This is a genomic window from Lactobacillus huangpiensis (assembly GCF_019972815.1).
In the GTDB taxonomy this organism is placed as follows: domain Bacteria; phylum Bacillota; class Bacilli; order Lactobacillales; family Lactobacillaceae; genus Lactobacillus; species Lactobacillus huangpiensis.
In genome coordinates, this window is record NZ_BPPA01000008.1 from 48,874 (window position 1) to 65,845 (window position 16,972).

The 16,972-nt window shown below is 35.1% G+C and carries 14 protein-coding genes, 1 tRNA gene and 1 other annotated feature; of the genes, 5 read left to right on the forward strand and 10 right to left on the reverse strand.

Annotated elements, in window-relative coordinates:
- Window positions 1-8: 8 nt before the first annotated feature.
- The 3 genes from LDM90_RS07195 to LDM90_RS07205 all read right to left on the reverse strand — a co-directional run bounded on the left by LDM90_RS07195 (window position 9) and on the right by LDM90_RS07205 (window position 3,111).
- The gene (locus LDM90_RS07195) at window positions 9-446 is read right to left on the reverse strand and encodes a PTS sugar transporter subunit IIA (RefSeq protein ID WP_223897195.1); all 438 of its coding nucleotides are present in this window, start codon (window positions 444-446) and stop codon (window positions 9-11) included.
- A complete protein-coding gene (locus tag LDM90_RS07200; protein ID WP_223897197.1) occupies window positions 427-1,917 on the reverse strand; it encodes a BglG family transcription antiterminator in 1,491 nt (496 codons plus the stop codon). The genes LDM90_RS07195 and LDM90_RS07200 overlap by 20 nt, the downstream gene beginning before the upstream one ends.
- A gap of 330 nt (window positions 1,918-2,247) precedes the next feature.
- Window positions 2,248-3,111, reverse strand: coding sequence for an aldo/keto reductase (locus LDM90_RS07205; protein ID WP_223898745.1), 864 nt, complete (start codon window positions 3,109-3,111; stop codon window positions 2,248-2,250).
- Between the two features lie 129 nt (window positions 3,112-3,240).
- Between LDM90_RS07205 and LDM90_RS07210 the strand changes: the two genes are divergently transcribed.
- The gene (locus tag LDM90_RS07210; protein ID WP_223897201.1) at window positions 3,241-3,810 is read left to right on the forward strand and encodes a histidine phosphatase family protein; all 570 of its coding nucleotides are present in this window, start codon (window positions 3,241-3,243) and stop codon (window positions 3,808-3,810) included.
- A 54-nt stretch (window positions 3,811-3,864) separates the two neighbouring features.
- Here the strand turns inward: LDM90_RS07210 and fba are convergent, their stop codons facing one another.
- The 5 genes from fba to LDM90_RS07235 all read right to left on the reverse strand — a co-directional run bounded on the left by fba (window position 3,865) and on the right by LDM90_RS07235 (window position 9,631).
- Window positions 3,865-4,779 (reverse strand): class II fructose-1,6-bisphosphate aldolase, encoded by a 915-nt coding sequence (gene fba, locus LDM90_RS07215; RefSeq protein ID WP_223897204.1) that lies wholly within the window; start codon window positions 4,777-4,779, stop codon window positions 3,865-3,867.
- Between the two features lie 97 nt (window positions 4,780-4,876).
- Window positions 4,877-6,562, reverse strand: coding sequence for an arginine--tRNA ligase (gene argS, locus LDM90_RS07220; RefSeq protein WP_223897205.1), 1,686 nt, complete (start codon window positions 6,560-6,562; stop codon window positions 4,877-4,879).
- Window positions 6,563-6,817: 255 nt separating this feature from the next.
- Window positions 6,818-7,465 carry a L,D-transpeptidase gene (locus tag LDM90_RS07225; RefSeq protein WP_034980052.1) on the reverse strand — a complete coding sequence of 216 codons (648 nt, stop codon included), beginning with the start codon at window positions 7,463-7,465 and terminating at the stop codon, window positions 6,818-6,820.
- 41 nt (window positions 7,466-7,506) lie between these two features.
- Window positions 7,507-8,349 carry an NAD(P)H-hydrate dehydratase gene (locus LDM90_RS07230; RefSeq protein WP_223897211.1) on the reverse strand — a complete coding sequence of 281 codons (843 nt, stop codon included), beginning with the start codon at window positions 8,347-8,349 and terminating at the stop codon, window positions 7,507-7,509.
- A 1-nt stretch (window position 8,350) separates the two neighbouring features.
- The gene (locus LDM90_RS07235) at window positions 8,351-9,631 is read right to left on the reverse strand and encodes a serine hydrolase (RefSeq protein WP_223897213.1); all 1,281 of its coding nucleotides are present in this window, start codon (window positions 9,629-9,631) and stop codon (window positions 8,351-8,353) included.
- 101 nt (window positions 9,632-9,732) lie between these two features.
- Here LDM90_RS07235 and LDM90_RS07240 point away from each other — a divergent pair.
- From LDM90_RS07240 to LDM90_RS07250, 3 genes are all read left to right on the forward strand, one after another.
- Window positions 9,733-9,816 (forward strand) — tRNA-Leu (locus tag LDM90_RS07240).
- Between the two features lie 325 nt (window positions 9,817-10,141).
- On the forward strand, window positions 10,142-10,366 hold the full coding sequence (locus LDM90_RS07245) for a PspC domain-containing protein (RefSeq protein WP_045928355.1): 225 nt from the start codon (window positions 10,142-10,144) through the stop codon (window positions 10,364-10,366).
- A gap of 164 nt (window positions 10,367-10,530) precedes the next feature.
- Complete coding sequence (locus tag LDM90_RS07250; protein ID WP_223897215.1) at window positions 10,531-11,634, forward strand: pyridoxal phosphate-dependent aminotransferase; 1,104 nt, start codon at window positions 10,531-10,533, stop codon at window positions 11,632-11,634.
- A gap of 232 nt (window positions 11,635-11,866) precedes the next feature.
- Here LDM90_RS07250 and LDM90_RS07255 read toward each other — a convergent pair whose 3' ends face one another.
- Both LDM90_RS07255 and leuS read right to left on the reverse strand, forming a co-directional pair.
- Window positions 11,867-13,510: a putative polysaccharide biosynthesis protein gene (locus tag LDM90_RS07255; RefSeq protein ID WP_223897217.1), complete on the reverse strand. Its 1,644-nt coding sequence runs from the start codon at window positions 13,508-13,510 to the stop codon at window positions 11,867-11,869.
- A gap of 95 nt (window positions 13,511-13,605) precedes the next feature.
- Window positions 13,606-16,020, reverse strand: a complete 2,415-nt coding sequence (gene leuS / locus LDM90_RS07260) for a leucine--tRNA ligase (RefSeq protein WP_223897219.1) — start codon at window positions 16,018-16,020, stop codon at window positions 13,606-13,608.
- A gap of 38 nt (window positions 16,021-16,058) precedes the next feature.
- Window positions 16,059-16,249 (reverse strand) — a binding site (T-box leader).
- Between the two features lie 56 nt (window positions 16,250-16,305).
- Here leuS and LDM90_RS07265 point away from each other — a divergent pair.
- A complete protein-coding gene (locus tag LDM90_RS07265; protein ID WP_198212212.1) occupies window positions 16,306-16,968 on the forward strand; it encodes a phosphatase PAP2 family protein in 663 nt (220 codons plus the stop codon).
- Window positions 16,969-16,972 lie beyond the last annotated feature (4 nt).

A 16,972-nucleotide genomic window follows, 5' to 3' on the forward strand; every position in this document is an offset into this window, starting at 1 on the left:
TTGACCTCCTATCTTTTTAAAATCTGAACAATTTCAGTTGCTCTTTCAGCTTTGTTTATTTTTGCAATGACACTGTCGTTAGCCAACTTGTCTATGATCTGAATTATTTTTTTAAAGCTTTTATTGGTTTTTTTTATTATTTTAGGAACTACTAAACAGATAAGCGTATTAACCTTGGAATCATCAAGACAATCCCAATCAGCTATCAAAGTTTTTGATTTTAGAATCAATAACCAAGGCGTAAAATCGGATTCTAAAATTATGTGAGGAATGGCAATTCCCTTTACCAAAGCCGTGTTAGCGATTTTTTCTCTCGTTGACAAACTTTTTAAAACTGTTTTTTTGCTCACATCCATTTTTGAAGCGACTATATCAGCTATAATTTGAAAAGCCGTTTTTTGATCTGTTACATCAAAATCACAACTATCAAGCAAAACTTCGTTCATTAATGATATTCCTTACTACATTTCTGACTTTCTGCTCATCCTTTTTCGTAAAAAAGGCACTCACTAATTCGACAGGAATCTTTCCGTGATAATTAATCGGAACTGTACTAATTAGCAATTCAATTTCAGGCTTATTTTTGATAATATTTTCAATATTATAATTAGAAGCTAACCCAACAATTTCAATTTCAGGGATTGAGTTTTTTATCTTGGTAGAAATAATTCCAGAAGTCCCAATACCTGTTGTGCAAATCACATAGGCCTTAATCTTCTCATTCGATTTATTATTTTCTTCATAATATTTAGCAAAGTACAAACAGATAAAGCCAGTTTCATCGTCCGGGATAATCGGTAAATTAAATTTTTGACTTGCTAATGTTGCAGCTTTTTTAGTAGCGGTAAAAACTTGCGGATATTCTAGTTTGATATCTTTTAAAAGTGCATTTGGTAAGGATATCTTCATTTTCAACCTGCTGATCATGGCCAAAACATGATTTTTAATTTCATCTTTTATAGAAGGTGAAAAGCTGCAATGCAAATAAGCGGAAACTTTGGAAATAAAAAAGTCGGTAACCTGATCTGCCAAATCGCGATCATCAAGAACAATGCCATCAAATGAATTAAAACGAGAAGTTAGCAGATACTTAAACAAGTAATACACTTCGGAATCTAATTCTTCTCCTTTAAAGCCCAGATACTTTTTCATGTTTGATACAATACTTTTGCAAATGCTAAAAATTTCAGGATTCATTTTAATTTCTGTTTGCAAACTGGTATCTAAAGAAATTGACTTATCAATTGCCTTAAATTTTTTTGCCCTAATCAAAAGAACGTAAATATGAGCAAAAAAATTTATATTATACGGATAAGGTAAAGAGCCATTTAAAACTCTCAGTGCCATTTCGACCTGGCTTAAAGCAAAATTAAAATCCTTTTGATCTAATTGAGAAGTATTTTTCCGCAAAGTTTCAATGTCAGTAGACTTATTAATGTGAAGTACTACCTCCATCAAAGCACTTCTGATGTCTTTCTCATTGCCAGTAATCTTTACTGATCTTTGTTTGCTTTCAAGTTTTAAATTCCACTTACATATTCTTTTACTGATTTGCTTTTCATCATTTCTCAAGACAGGTTCGCTGATATACAAACTGTTAACTAAGTCATAAATTTTAACATCGTTGGGGGATGCAAAAAGCAACTTTGCCAGCATGTTCTCCTGTCTGAGCTGTGTTGATGAATCATTATGGACATTGCTATTTGCCACATTTAGATAATTTGAATAATTTAGCTCATAGCCCCGCCCCCTTTGGGAAACAATTATTGGTTGAGAATATTTTTTGTTGATACTATTGATATGGCGAGCAATTGTTTTTTTTGAAACATTTAAACCATTTGATAGTTCTTCAGAAGTAATGAACTTATTGTGAAGCTTGAGATAATCAATAATTTCTTGACTAATTTCTTTATGCACTGGTCATACCTCCTGATATTTTTATTTTGCTACTTATGTAAACGCTTAAATAATTAAAAAGTGTCCGTTGTTTGTTTCTACAACGGACATTTATATTAATTGTAAGTAAAAATAAGCTTATCAAGAAGTTACTTTATTAGTTAAAAATTGACTTAATTTAAATTTTTTAAACAAAAAAGCCTTCTAAACTGATAAATCAGCTTAGAAGGTAAGTTAGGTTTTTGATTGTCTTTATTATCAAATTAAATCAATAAATTAACTTTATATTCTGATAACTTATTCGAAAAATTTAAGCTCAAGTTCACTTTAAAAGATTTGAAACACTCTTTTTTATCTTTTTCCTCCAAATACTGGAAAATGACTCGAAGAGCCATAATCAAAATTATGAATATTTTCCAAAGTTTTCATGTCTATATCACTTATTTCAAAGTTCAATTCTGCATTTTGCTTCATATGCTCTGGATTAACAGACTTTGGCAAAACCACTGTATTGAGCTGCCAATCATATCGAATACATAACTGGGCAACTGAAACTTGATATTTTTCTGCCATACTCTTAATAGTATTGTTCGTCAGAGCCTCACCGTGAGCAACTGGCGAAAATGACTCCACAACAATGTCATGTTCTTGACAAAAATCAATTAACTTTTTTGGTGTTGCTCCAATATGACACAAAATTTGATTTACCATTGGTTTAACATCACTGTTGTCAATTAAATTCTGCAAATCCTCTGGCTGAAAACTGGAAACGCCAATTGCGCGTAATTTTCCTTCTTTCATAGCATCTGTTAATGCTCGCCAAGTCTCTATATTTCCTTCAAAATGGCGATCATCTGACTGGTTAACTTCCTTCCAAGGTTGAGGATTGTGAATAATCATCATATCTAAATAGTCAAGATCCATACGAGTAAGGGTTTCATCAATCGACTTTTTAGCTTCTTGATAATTTTTGATTTCAGCCTCTACTTTAGAATTAATAAAGATTTGGTCACGACTAATACCTGAATCTTTGATACCCTGGCCAACTCCTTTTTCGTTATGATATGCCTGAGCAGTATCAATATGCCTGTAACCCATTTTTAAGGCAGTTTGCACGGGCGAAGCTACCTCGTTATCTGGGATTTTCCAGGTTCCTAATGCTAGTTTAGGGATTTTTACCCCATTATTAAGTGTAAATGTTTCTTCAAAAATCATGTTTATCCCTCCATACTTCTTTTCTTGAGTATAACGCTTAAATTGAACTTTAAGTCAATTTATTTCATTTAGATTTTTATGAACTTTTTGTTTACAATTAAATGTATATATATCAAAGAAGGTAAAAATATGAAATATGTTTATCTAATGCGTCACGGACAAACTTTGTTTAATGTCCAACATAAGATTCAGGGATTTTGTGATTCACCTTTAACTTCTTTAGGAATCAAACAAGCAAAAGCAACGAAAAAAGAATATTTTGAGCATGAGAAAGTCAATTTAGAAGAGGCACATTGTTCAACTTCTGAAAGGGCAATAGATACTTTAAAAATAGTGACCGATCTACCTTTTAAAACACACAAAGATTTACGCGAGTGGAATTTCGGTACATACGAAGGAGAAGGTGAACACTTAAATCCGCCACTACCTTATAACGACTTTTTTGTGCAATTTGGTGGCGAATCTCAAAAACAGGTAGTCGCAAGAATCAATAAAGCGATTATCAGTATTGCAGAATCATCTCTTTATCAACATATTCTGATTGTATCGCACGCCGGTGCTATAGCAAATTTTTACAGAAAGTGGGAAAAATATAATACTTTTGAACGCAAATATCACTTTAAAAACTGTTCAGTCTTAAAATACGACTATGAAAATGGTGTTTTCCGTTTGCAGTCGATTTTTAACCCCAGCTGTTAAAGCAAAGAGAGATCAATCATTCAGATTGATCTCTCTTATATTATAATTATTAAATTATTCCAAGTTCAATGAACTCTTGTCAAAACCAGCTGACTTAATCTTGTCATCAATTGATGGAGTACCAAGCCAAGTGATCATTTCTTTCATTGAAGCTGTAATTGCTTCTGTGCCTGGAAGAAGAAGCTTACGAGGATCGTAACCCTTGTTGTCTTTATCTTCATCCTTATGTGCTTCAAAGTACTTACGAGTAGCAGCTTGGAAAGCTAATTGGAATTCAGTGTTAATGTTAACTTTAGAAATTCCGAGAGAAATAGCCTTCTTAACTTGGTCTTCAGGAATACCTGAACCACCGTGTAATACCAATGGAACAGAAACTGCATCAGCAATTTCCTTCAAACGATCAAAGTTTAAACCTTTCCAGCCTTCTGGATAAACACCATGGATATTGCCAATACCACAAGCAAGTTTGTCAACACCTGCAGCTACGAAAGTTTTTGCGTCTTCAACAGAAGCAAGTTCACCACCATCGGCACCTTGATTTTCACCAATTTTACCGATTTCGGCCTCAACTGAAATGCCACGTTCATGCGCCAACTTAACAATTTCTTTAGTTTGAGCTAAGTTCTCTTCAGTTGGCAATGCATGACCATCAAACATAACTGATGAGTAACCAAGAGCAATACATTCTTTAGCAGCTTCAAAGCTACCGTGATCTAAGTTCAATACAACTGGAACAGAAATATCCATTGCATCAATTTCGTCTTCAACTAAGTCCTTAGCAACTTTATAGCCACCCATGTACTTAGCTGCACCCATTGACACCTGAATTAAAACTGGGGTTCTTGTTTCCTCAGCTGCTTGCAAAATTGCACGTGTCCATTCCAAGTTGTTAGTGTTATAAGCACCTACTGCATAATGGCTTTTACGAGCATCTTTAAAGATTTGATTACCATTATCTAAATATGCCATTAAATATACCTCCTATTAAACTTACAGTCATATTGTATCGTATTAATTAATCGTTGAACAATCTTTTATTTGATGTAAACGTTATTATTTAAAACTTTTACATTTCTTTAGGAGCATTCACACCTAATAGACGCAAAGATTCAGTTAAAACAATTGAAGTTGCCTGGACTAATGCCAATCGAGCACTAATTTGATCATCATCTACTAAAACTTTAACATTTGCATAATACTTGTTAAATTTCTTAGCTAAATCAAGAGCAAACTTAGCAATAACTGACGGCTCAAACTTATCACTGCTGCGAGCAATGATACGAGGAAAATCAGCAAGGGACTTAGCAACACCAAAAGACCAGTCATCATCGATTTTTATATCTGTTAATTGCGGTTCGTGACCTTGAGCAGCTGCCTTGCGCAAAACACTTTGTGCACGAGCATTTGTATACTGCACATATGGACCTGTGTCACCTTCAAAACGAACAACTTCATCAAGGTCAAAGTCAAAGTTTTCGGTTCTTTCATTCTTTAAATCATGAAAAATAACTGCGCCAACTCCAACATCATGAGCTACTTGATCTTTATTGGTCAAATCAGGATTTTTCTGCTCAATTTGTTTTTGAGCTAGTTTAACGGCATCTTGTAAAACTTGATCAAGAAATACCACATTGCCTTTTCTAGTAGATAATTTTTTACCATTTTGAGTAATCAATCCAAAAGGAACATGGTAAATTTCATCAGCCCAATCATAACCCATTTTTTTCAAAACAGATTTTAATTCTACAAAATGCTGAGCCTGCTCGTTGCCGACCACATAAAGCATTTTAACAAAATGATAAGTTTTCATACGATAAATCGCAGCTGCCAGATCACGTGTCAAGTAGATGCTAGTACCATCTGATTTAACAATCAAAGCTGGATTTTCATCTTCACCCATGTCAACCACTTGTGCACCGCGAGATTCATGCAAAAGTCCTTTTTCTTTCAGTTCATCAATCACGGGTTGCATTTTATCATTAAAGAAAGCCTCACCTTTATACGAATCAAAAGTGACACCCAATTCTTTGTAAATACGGTTGAAATCAGCCAAGGAAACATCCCGGAACCACTGCCATAATTTAACTGCTTCTGGATCACCCTCTTCTAATTTCTTAAACCACGCGCGACCTTCATCTTCAAGCTCAGGGTGCTTTTCAGCTTCTTTATGGAACTTGACGTAATATTTAAATAAATTCATGATCGGGTCTTTTTTAACGTCTTCTTCCACACCCCAGTGCTTGTAGGCCGCTATTAATTTACCAAATTGTGTACCGTAATCACCTAAATAGTTGATTTTAATTGGTGTGTAACCAACTTTTTGCAGGGTCTTGGCAATTGAATTGCCAATTACTGTTGACCTTAAGTGCCCCATCGACATTGGTTTTGCAATGTTGGGGCTAGACATATCAATAGGAACATTCCCCTCTCCCAATTTTTGGTCACCATAATGTTCTTTTTGTTGCAAGATTTCTGTGAGAGTTTGTGAAATCAACTTGCTGTGATTGATAGAAAAATTAACGTAGGGTCCAACAACTTTAATTGAAGCAAAGTCGCTGCTTTTTAGTTTGTCTGCAATATTTTGCGCAATAACTACAGGATTTTGATGCAGCATTTTTGCCAATGCAAAGGCTGGAAAAGCATAGTCACCCATTTTTTCATTTTTTGGTCTTTCAATTAATGAATTGATTTGATCTTTGGAAAGGTCAATCTGACTAGCGATTAAGTCAACTACCTTATCTTTAAAATCCATTTTTCCTCCTAAATGCCAAAAAAAGTCTCTTCCTCATTATTTGAAGAAGAGACGAGTTATAACCCGCGGTACCACTCTATTTGATACAAAGTATCCGCTTATTAAATTTGCTAAATTATTAGTTAGGCACGCCTTCAGTCATTTTTCCAGCTTGACTTTCACCAACTCAAACTCGCTTTTCTAGAAAAATGCCTACTACTCCTAACCACTTTCATCAAAAGATTATAACAGGAAATGAAAGCTTAGCCAAATTTTTTAGTTATTTTTGATAATTACTTTGGTACCTACTGGAATATTTTCAGCCAACCAGCGTGAATCAGGTACGCTTAATCTGATACAGCCATGAGAGGCAGGCTTGACACCTAACTTTTCAGCCTCTTTAATATTGTATTTGCCATTGCCTTTCGTAGGAACGGAATGAAAAAGATAAACATTTTCTTTGTCCCAACTAGTCCAGTTATTAGCACCTTCATTTAATTCAGGATTATAAAAAGAGTCTCCACGACCATTTTTAATTTTATAATTTCCTGTTGGTGTCAATGACTTACCTTTTTTAAACAAACCAGCACTTGCAAGCATGGTGTACACTCGTTTATTACCCCGCAAGATGTAAACTCGATTACCCTTTAGGGAGACTCTAATTGTTAAGTCATTTTCGAGATGCTTAATTTTAGGATAGGGCTTTGTCTCACTTGGCTTTTTCCAATTAAAGGGAGAACGTAAATCTTTTGGATCCTGATACGGTCGATAAGATGCCGCTGTTTTAATAACAGCAGTTTTCTTTACTTCCATAGCTGAATTTTTCTTTTCTGGCTGAGATGGCATTGAAATTCGTGCCAGACTAATAGCACATATTAATAAAACACAAAAAGCAGTAAGAATTTTTAAAAGACTTTTCTTCATGTTATAACCTTTCTCCCAACCAAATTTTCAACGTAAAATATCTAATTAGCATATTGATTCATTAGCTGTGGCAACATCGCGCTTATTTCGGTCGGTCGCACTACATAATTATTTTCAGCAATTTTATCGCCTGCCAAAGAATGAATAAAAACTGCGGCCAGAACAGAATCCAAACTATTGCCAAATTGAGCTGTAAAGCCACCTATTATACCAGCTAAGGTATCTCCCATTCCACCTGTAGCCATGCCAGGATTGCCTAATGGATTTACAAAAATCTGATCGGCTTTGGTATAAATGTGAGTGTGATTTGATTTTAAAACCAAAATAGCATTTTGGGTAGGAAAAATCTTTTTCAAAGCATTTGAATTCGCACTGTCAGTCTGATATGAAATTCTAATTTGACTCAATCTTTGCCATTCCATTTGATGTGGTGTTATGACCACTAAACCGGGGTGAGTTGGAATTAGCTTTGGATCCTGACCAATCATGTCCAAAGCACTCGCATCCAAAACCAATATTTGATTTTGAGAAACATTTTGACATATCGTTGACATTAATTGCCGAGTAAAAGTGCTGGATCCTAAACCTGGTCCACAAACGATAACATCCATTTTTTTCATTAAATTTACCAAATTCCGATCACGCCAGTCAATAAACATGACCTCAGGATTACGTGCATGCAGTGCATCAAGATTCATCGCATGGGTGGCCACAGAAATGAGTCCCGCACCACTATTAAGTGCAGCCTCAGCGGCCATGATAATTGCACCACCATAGTTTTCACTGCCACCTATTAATAAGATCCGACCGTAATTGCCCTTATGAGAGTCACTTGGTCTTTTTTTTATTACTTTGGTCAAAATATCTTCTGTAATTACTGCCATATTAGCCTCCAAATAGCCAGCGCCAAAACCTTACAAAAATGTTTACTCTATTAGTTGATTCTAAAGCATGGGCGGGCAACAATAATCCATTAGGGCTTTGCAGTGAAATAATTTTGTTTTTGCCAATCTTAAAGTAATAAGCGTTGATTTTTTGCCCTTTTTCTACTGGAGCTTCAACAGTTTTGGATGTTAGACCCACCTGAAATTTAAAGCCATTTCGTGGTATCCAGATCAATGCTTTATTTTTGATACCAATATTTATCTGCCTGGCTTGTCCATTGTGAACTGCCATATTAGTGTGACCAATAATTACTTCATTACGCTGAAAAACTAAGGGCTCGTATTTTTGATAAACATAATTGAGCAGTTTAGCTGTTTGAATAAAACGGGCAGGATCAGTGTTAGTAACATGTTTCGCTCCCATTATCACAGTAATTATTCGCCCTCCACGATAAGGTGCAGTGGCAATGAAACAAGCACCTGCAGCGTCAGTAGTTCCTGTTTTCAAACCATCGATTTTTAGATTTTTATGATATTGCGGCATCCCTTTTAACATCCAGTTAAAATTGCTCATTGGCGTTGCCATATTTTGGTCAATAAAGTCCATTTTAGCAATTTTAGTAGTCTTAAGTACTTCAGGATAATCCTGTATTAATTTCTGGCCTACAATAGCCATATCCTTGGCAGACAACATGTTCTCATCATTTTTACCTGCACCAGGATAAGCATCATTACCAACGCTTTTGTTGGGCAATCCGCAGGTTGTATAAATACGAGCATCTTTAATGCCCCATTTTTGCAACTGCTGTCTCATTTGCTTAACGAACGCAACCTGAGAACCACTAATTGCTTCTGCTAACATCATTGCGGCTCCGTTGGCGGATTCAATTAAAGTTGCTTGATACAATTGTCTAATCGTATACGTGTGCTTCATACGCAAGGGAACGTTTGAATACTCTCTGTTACTGGCAACGGCAAAAATTTGCCGAGTAGGCGTAACCTTAGTGTTCCAATTGATTTTTTCCTGATCAATTGCCTTTAGGGTTAAATATGCGGTTACCAGTTTTGTCATTGAAGCTATGGGCAATGGCTGATTAATATTTTTGCCATACAATAATTGGCCAGTCTTACTATCAATTGCTATTGCTGCTTTAGCATCGATAGCTACTTTATCTTGATCAAAATTATCAGGCAATTTTGAAGCAGCATTCACGTCAACTGGAAGTGCCAGTAATAAAAAGCTGATAAAAAATAGAATGATGGTTTTTGCTTTCTTTTTCAAGTATGATTCTCCCTTCCCTGATATTTTTTGGATTATTTTACGTTTTATGCTTACATTTTACCAAATTTTTGGTATGATTATTACTGTGCTAAAAATAATAAGCCCCGATGGCGGAATTGGCAGACGCGCAGCGTTCAGGTCGCTGTTTAGGTAACTAAGTGAAAGTTCGAATCTTTTTCGGGGCATCATATTAAGATAGTAAGAGCTAGTCCATTAAGGATCTAGCTCTTTTGTTTTTATTATTTTTCCCCGTTTCTAGCGTATTATTTAGAACTTGCTAATTGACAGTCACAGTAGTTACTTGAAGCAACTTCAATTTAACTAAAAATAAGCAAAAATTAAATGCTTATATTAGTATAAAAATTGCTATTCCTGTAAACAGCATCAATGGTATTTCGCAAGTGATTTTTCAAAAACTTAGACTTGGCTACTTTTATTTTTAAAAATATGTTTTCAATTGTACTTAAATGATTTTTTTGTATTAAAATTATAGTAAAAGGAGGTATTGTCATGCAAAAACGTTTAACAAAATCTGAGGATAAGATTGTCTCCGGTGTCTTTGGCGGAGTCGCGGAATACTTTGGCTGGGATAAAGCATGGACCAGGATTGGAGGCGGAGCCTTAATATTGTTTTCATTCTTTACAGGATTGCTTTTATATATTATTGCTGCAATTGTTATGCCTGAAAAGGATCACGGTAATGACACTCCTGACGGTGAATTTCATAAGTACTAAATTCTTAAAAAATAAATTTATTTGTCTTACTCAAAAATTCAAGTTTAATTCAAGTTCGATTATATGAAAAATTAGACCTGAATTTATTTTTGTGCAATTTGACCTTTTTCGAATTAAATAATATGATTTATACAATAATTTACTTAAAGAAAGGTTAATATATTATGAGCTTAGACGTTAATATACTCCCATCAGATTACATTGACTTATCTATTGGGGATTTTCGTTCTGGAATAAACAAAAGTATAATTGACAAACTTGTGAAACGAGTTGAAAAAGAAGGCAACGGATACACTCCAGGTATGGGTCTGCCAAAACTCAGAAAAGAAATTGTGACATATTACAAAGAAAAATATGGCATAAAAGATATTGATGTAGATAACATCCAAATCACAGTGTCATGCTTACATGGTGCATTTTTATCCTTAAAGTCAATCATCAAATCTCAAAGTGATGAAATTATAGTTATTGCTCCCTTCTTCCCTTCGTACTTAAATTTAATTGCAGGAGTAGGTGCAAAGCCAGTGATAGTCAAATCAGAGGCTCCCGATTTTGCACTACCAAAAGACCAAATCAAAAACGCAGTAAACCAAAAAACTAAGGCTATTATCATTAACTATCCTAACAATCCCACAGGCGCAAGTTTATCAGAATCAGACCGTAACTTCTTGAATAAACTATGTGAGGAAAACAACATTTTTCTAGTTGATGATCATGTTTATAGCGACTATCCGAGCACCTATAAATATCAACCAGTCTCAACTGACATTTCTCATCAAATATTAGTCAGCAGTTTTTCAAAGACTTTTGCTATCCCAGGAATACGTCTAGGCTATGTGATTGCTCCTGCCGATATTATTAAGCAAGACGGTTATTATAATGAGGGGATCACTTTTAGTGCCCCAACTATTAGTCAATTCATTGGTGAAATAATTTTAGAAGAACCAGATCATTATACCCATCATATTGAAGAAATTGGACAAAGAGGTAAAAAACTAACTAATTTGCTTTCTACAAGTAAGTATTTTGCTTCCTCAAAGTATCTAGGAGGCCTATATATGTTTATTAAAATTCCTGATGAAATCAAAGATGTTGATTTGTACTATAAACTCTTAGAAGACCACTTTCATGTAATTGTTGCCAAGGGTAGTGATTTGGAATATTCCGACAGATACTTTAGAATTTCCTTATCTACCGAAAAAGATGCTTTATTTGAAGGTATGCATAAGATTATTGACTGTGTAGACTATACTTTGAATTATAAATAATTGCATTCTTAAAAAGATTAAGTCAATAAATTAAATATTATATTTCAGTTCAAATTAATAAACTCTTTGCTTATAGCGTTTTAGTTCAATTAGCGAAGAGTTTTTTATTTAACTTTTAAAAGCTAAAAGCTATTATAAGTTCATTAATAAAATTGTTCCAAATATATTTAGCCCAAAGAAAAAACTTGATACCGTTTTTACTACGGTACCAAGTTTTAAATTACCTTTTCACTTATGCATGAATGTGCAATTTTTCTAATATAGGAATAATTTTATCCCCAAGAATTTTTTGTGCCAAATCAGACTTAATCGCAGCAAATCCGTAAAATAAGCACCCGACAATAATGGATATAACTACTATAATCAACGACTGCAAACTACTTGCAGGATTCAAGAACAATTCAAGTCCTTTTTCTACTGCCAAAACAATTAAAAACATGGTTACAGAAAATGCGGTAATTCCAATAAAACGTCTTCTTGTTCTATCCTGGTTGAAATTATAGCCAACTTTAAGGTGTTTTAAGGCCATAAAGATAATAACGAGCATCCCTAAGTTAGTGGCAATCAGCGGACCAAAAATCTTAAACAAATAGATCATTGGATACTGCATTAAAATTTTAATAATTAGTCCTAATACTAAATATTTAATTGCAAGACCATTTTCTGACAGACCTTGTAAAATCGCCATCAATACAGTGAATAAACCTAAACTAATTGCTGTAAATGATGAAAGATATAAAACATTTGAACCTAGCTTGTCATACCCATAGAAAATTGTATAAACCGGTGTAGAAATTGCTGCCATACCAAAAGAGGCTGGAATCATGACAAATAGAAATAAATCTAAAGTGTTGCCTATTTGATTTGAAATCCCGTGAAAGTCATGCTTTGTGTGTGCTGCGGACAACAAAGGAATTGTTGTCACGGCCATTGCACTGGCAAGAGACACGATAATCATAATCAGCTTATTAGCATTTAGAGCAAATAACGCATACCAAGTTTCAATTGTATTATTGGATGCATTGATCAAACTGGCAATCATTGGATGAAAAGAATACTGATCTACCAGATAAAAAAGCTGTATTCCTGCATCAATAATAATAAACGGTACTGCCTGAGCAATAATTTCTGCAAAAAGAGCAGATGTTGAAACTTGTATTTCATTATTAGAATTTTCAACTAATTCATTAAGCTTGTTACGCCTCGAAAGCAAAAACCAGGCTAGAACGGCAATTCCAAAAATTGCTCCGATTGCTGCCGCTAAATTTGATTGTACAACAGCGTCAACAAAGTTGCCATGTTGCACCTGCATAATTACATAAGCGGTTAACAACATCCAAATAACTCGTGCTAATTGCTCTACAAATTGAGACATGGCTGATGGCATCATATCCTCATATCCCTGAAAATATCCCCTCATAATGCTTAAAACAGGGATTATCAAGATGGCGTATGACAGACTACGCATGACTTTTACCTGTCTGGGATCAATCTGCGAACCATTAGAAGCCAAAAAAGGCGAAGCAAAGTACATTATTGCAGCTGAAATGATACCCAAAATTACCATCAAAATCAGACCACGATGAAAAAGCTTACGTCCTACACCATACTCATTAAGCGCATTATATTTTGCTACCTGTTTCGCAACGGCGCCAGGAATACCTGCTGTAGATATTAAAATAAAAATACTATAGATATTATAACTTCTAGCAGTTAATGCATTGGCAATGTTGCCATAAGGTGACATCCAATAAAACCATGGAATAATATAGAGTGCTCCTAAAATACGTGACGTAATAGAGCCAAAAGTCATCCATGCACTGCCCTTAATGAAGGTATTTTGTGTATTTTTTTCAGATAAATTATTTTCTCTCATTAATATTCCCTAAATCTAGTTTACTAACTATATTATTGTGAATGAAAAAAGGCAATTAACAACAAATATACTTTGCACTTTAGGAAAAATTAACTTTATTTAGCTACAATATTGACAATTTTATTCGGTACAACAATGACCTTTTTTACATCTTTGCCTTGCAAAAACTTCTGTACATGTGGTAGAGCCAGTGCCTGCTTCTGAACTTCATCTTTATCCAAACCAACAGCTGCTGTAAAATTCCCACGCAGTTTACCATTAACTTGAACCATAATCTCAACCGTTGACTCAACTAATTTAGCCGGATCATAGGTTGGCCATTTTGCAAACGTAACAGATTCATCATGACCAAATATTTGCCAAATTTCTTCCATCATATGAGGAGCAATTGGTGCTAAAAGCGTAATAAAACCTTCCGCATATTTTCTTGGAATAGTTTTAGCTTTTTGTGCTGCGTTAATGAAGACCATTAATTGAGAAATTGCGGTGTTGAAATGTAAATTATCGAAGTCCTCTGTAACTTTCTTAACAGTTTCGTTATAGATTTTATCTAAGGTGCCATCATTTTCAGTCACAATATTTTCTTGAGGAATAGCTTTAAGGTCTAAATCGTTAACAAATAAACGCCAAACTCTGTCCAAGAACTTTTTGGTAGAAGCAGGTCCATTATCATCCCAATCAATTGAAGCATCCAGTGGACCCATGAACATTTCGTACATTCTCAGACTGTCTGCACCGTACTCATCGATCACGTCATCTGGGTTAACAACATTGCCTTTTGACTTAGACATTTTATCATGATCTTTAAGAATTAATCCTTGATTGAATAATTTTTGGAACGGCTCTTCATTTGGAATAACTCCCAGATCATATAAAACCATGTTCCAAAATCTTGCATAGAGCAGGTGTCGTACAGCATGTTCTGCACCACCGATATAGAGGTCAACCGGCATCCACTTCTTGAGCAATTCGTAATCAGCTAATTTATTATCATTGTGAGGATCAACAAAACGTAAGAAGTACCATGATGAACCAGCCCAATTAGGCATAGTATTAGTTTCTCTTTTACCTTTACGACCATTTTTATCAACCACGTTGACCCAGTCTTTAAGATTAACTAATGGACTCTCAGGTGTTCCTGACGGCTTGATGTCAGTAGCATGAGGTAAAACGAGTGGTAATTCATCTTCTGGAACCAGCGTTGTTTCTCCATCTTCCCAGTGAATTACTGGAATTGGCTCACCCCAATAGCGCTGACGACTAAATTCCCAGTCACGTAACTTATAATTAACCTTTTTTTCTCCAGCATGGTGTTCAGTGAGCCAGGCAACAATTTTCTCTTTAGCTTCTGCATTGTTGAGTCCGTTTAGGAACTCGGAATCTATGTGTGGACCATCACCGGTATAGGCTTCCTGTGCAATATCTCCACCCTTGATAACGGCCTTAATAGGCAAATTGAATTTCCGGGCGAACTCATAATCACGGGAGTCGTGAGCTGGGACAGCCATTACCGCACCAGTACCATAACTGCCAAGTACGTAGTCAGCAATCCAGATAGGAATTTCTTCATTATTTACAGGATTAATTGCATAAGCACCTGTAAAGACACCTGTCTTGGTTTTATTTAGATCTGTTCTTTCAAGGTCGGACTTAGATTCAATTTGTTTAATATAGGCATTGACTTCATCTTTATGACCATCAGTCATAATTTTTTGAACTAATTCATTTTCTGGAGCTAATACAGCGTAAGTTGCACCAAATAAAGTGTCCGGACGCGTACTAAAGACATCAAAAGTTTCATTGGAATTTTTAACCTTAAAGGTAATTTGTGCACCTACAGAACGACCAATCCAGTTGCGCTGCATTTCTTTAATGTTTTCCGGCCAATCAAGATTGTCTAAACCAGCCAGCAAACGGTCAGCATATTTGGTAATTCTAAGCATCCATTGCTTCATATTGCGTCGATAGATTGGGTAACCGCCACGTTCAGTCTTACCATCAACAATATCTTCGTTGGCAACAACTGTACCTAAATCTGGTGACCAGTTAACAGGAGCTTCAGCTTCATAGGCTAGACCGTTTTTATACATTTGTTCAAATGTCCATTGGGTCCACTTGTAATATTTTGGATCACAAGTTGCAAGTTCCCTGTTCCAATCATAGGAAAAGCCCAAAGTATTCAGCTGTCTTTTAAAATTGGCAATATTTTCAGTAGTAACAACGGCCGGATCTTGTCCAGTTTGAAGAGCATACTGTTCAGTCGGAAGACCAAAAGCATCCCAGCCCATTGGGTGAAGGACGTTATATCCTTGACTACGTTTCATTCGTGCGACAATATCAGTTGCTGTGTATCCTTCCGGGTGCCCTACATGCAGTCCCTTACCAGATGGAAAAGGGAACATATCTAAAACATAATAATTTTTCTTTTTCGGGTCATTACCGGTTTTAAATGTTTGATTTTTTTCCCAGTAATCCTGCCATTTCTTTTCTACAATTTTGTGATTATACATATTTTTACCTCATAAAAAAAGTCCTATGAAATATTTTTTCATAGGACGAATAATCGCGGTACCACCTAAGTTCCGCGCCAAAAGCGCGACACTCATGCCCCTTAACGCGGAAAGCAAACGTTAGATTTTTTCCAGGCTCAGTTCACAATCTGCTTTTCAAGTCTTGCACCTTCCGACTCTTCTCTATAGAAAAACAAAACTGCTACTAGTTCCTGATCTTTATTTTTTGACCAATAATGATTATAATTTACCACAAATGCAAAAAAAAACAAGGGGAGAAAGTTTTTGAACAAAACAATTCAAACAAAGAGAGACACCATAATACCTGCGACGATATTTTTGATTTTATATGCTATCTGGGCAATACTAGTTGCTTCTGAAAATCAATTTATTCGTGAATTTGATCAAACAATTATTAGTATTATCTGCAATAACAATCCTGCAGTAATCAAATTTGCTACAACATTTACCAATTTAGGCAATACCAATGTAATTATGATTGAAACAATCATCCTGGTTATTGTTTTAGCATTTTGTAGAAAATTTGCTTATGCATTTTTTACAGCTGGAACAATGATTGCAGCCAATGGTTATAACTGGATCATCAAACATGCAATAGCTCGTCACAGACCACTTACCCACCACCTTGTGACAGCTCACGGATATAGTTTCCCGTCTGGTCATTCTGTTGGCAGTGCCACATTATTTGGAATTTTGATTGTTTTAACAATTTTATTAATAAAAAATAAAGCCGCTAAAACTGTATTATGTATCATTTGGGCATGTTTTCCAATATTAATCGGTTATACAAGGATTTTTAGCCATGTCCACTACCCTTCAGACGTAGTTGGCGGATTTTTAGAAGGAATATCATTTCTTTTAATCGGCTATTCCTTCCTTTACCATTATTATTTAGAAAACCAAAGAGCACAAAGTACTATTTATTAAATAA

Coding starts and splice junctions, on each gene's coding strand:
- LDM90_RS07195 (WP_223897195.1), bottom strand. CDS start 446: ATGAACGAAGTTTTGCTTGATAGTTGTGATTTTGATGTAACAGATCAA.
- LDM90_RS07205 (WP_223898745.1), bottom strand. CDS start 3,111: ATGATTTTTGAAGAAACATTTACACTTAATAATGGGGTAAAAATCCCT.
- LDM90_RS07210 (WP_223897201.1), top strand. CDS start 3,241: ATGAAATATGTTTATCTAATGCGTCACGGACAAACTTTGTTTAATGTC.
- fba (WP_223897204.1), bottom strand. CDS start 4,779: ATGGCATATTTAGATAATGGTAATCAAATCTTTAAAGATGCTCGTAAA.
- argS (WP_223897205.1), bottom strand. CDS start 6,562: ATGGATTTTAAAGATAAGGTAGTTGACTTAATCGCTAGTCAGATTGAC.
- LDM90_RS07225 (WP_034980052.1), bottom strand. CDS start 7,465: ATGAAGAAAAGTCTTTTAAAAATTCTTACTGCTTTTTGTGTTTTATTA.
- LDM90_RS07230 (WP_223897211.1), bottom strand. CDS start 8,349: ATGGCAGTAATTACAGAAGATATTTTGACCAAAGTAATAAAAAAAAGA.
- LDM90_RS07245 (WP_045928355.1), top strand. CDS start 10,142: ATGCAAAAACGTTTAACAAAATCTGAGGATAAGATTGTCTCCGGTGTC.
- LDM90_RS07250 (WP_223897215.1), top strand. CDS start 10,531: ATGAGCTTAGACGTTAATATACTCCCATCAGATTACATTGACTTATCT.
- LDM90_RS07255 (WP_223897217.1), bottom strand. CDS start 13,510: ATGAGAGAAAATAATTTATCTGAAAAAAATACACAAAATACCTTCATT.
- leuS (WP_223897219.1), bottom strand. CDS start 16,020: ATGTATAATCACAAAATTGTAGAAAAGAAATGGCAGGATTACTGGGAA.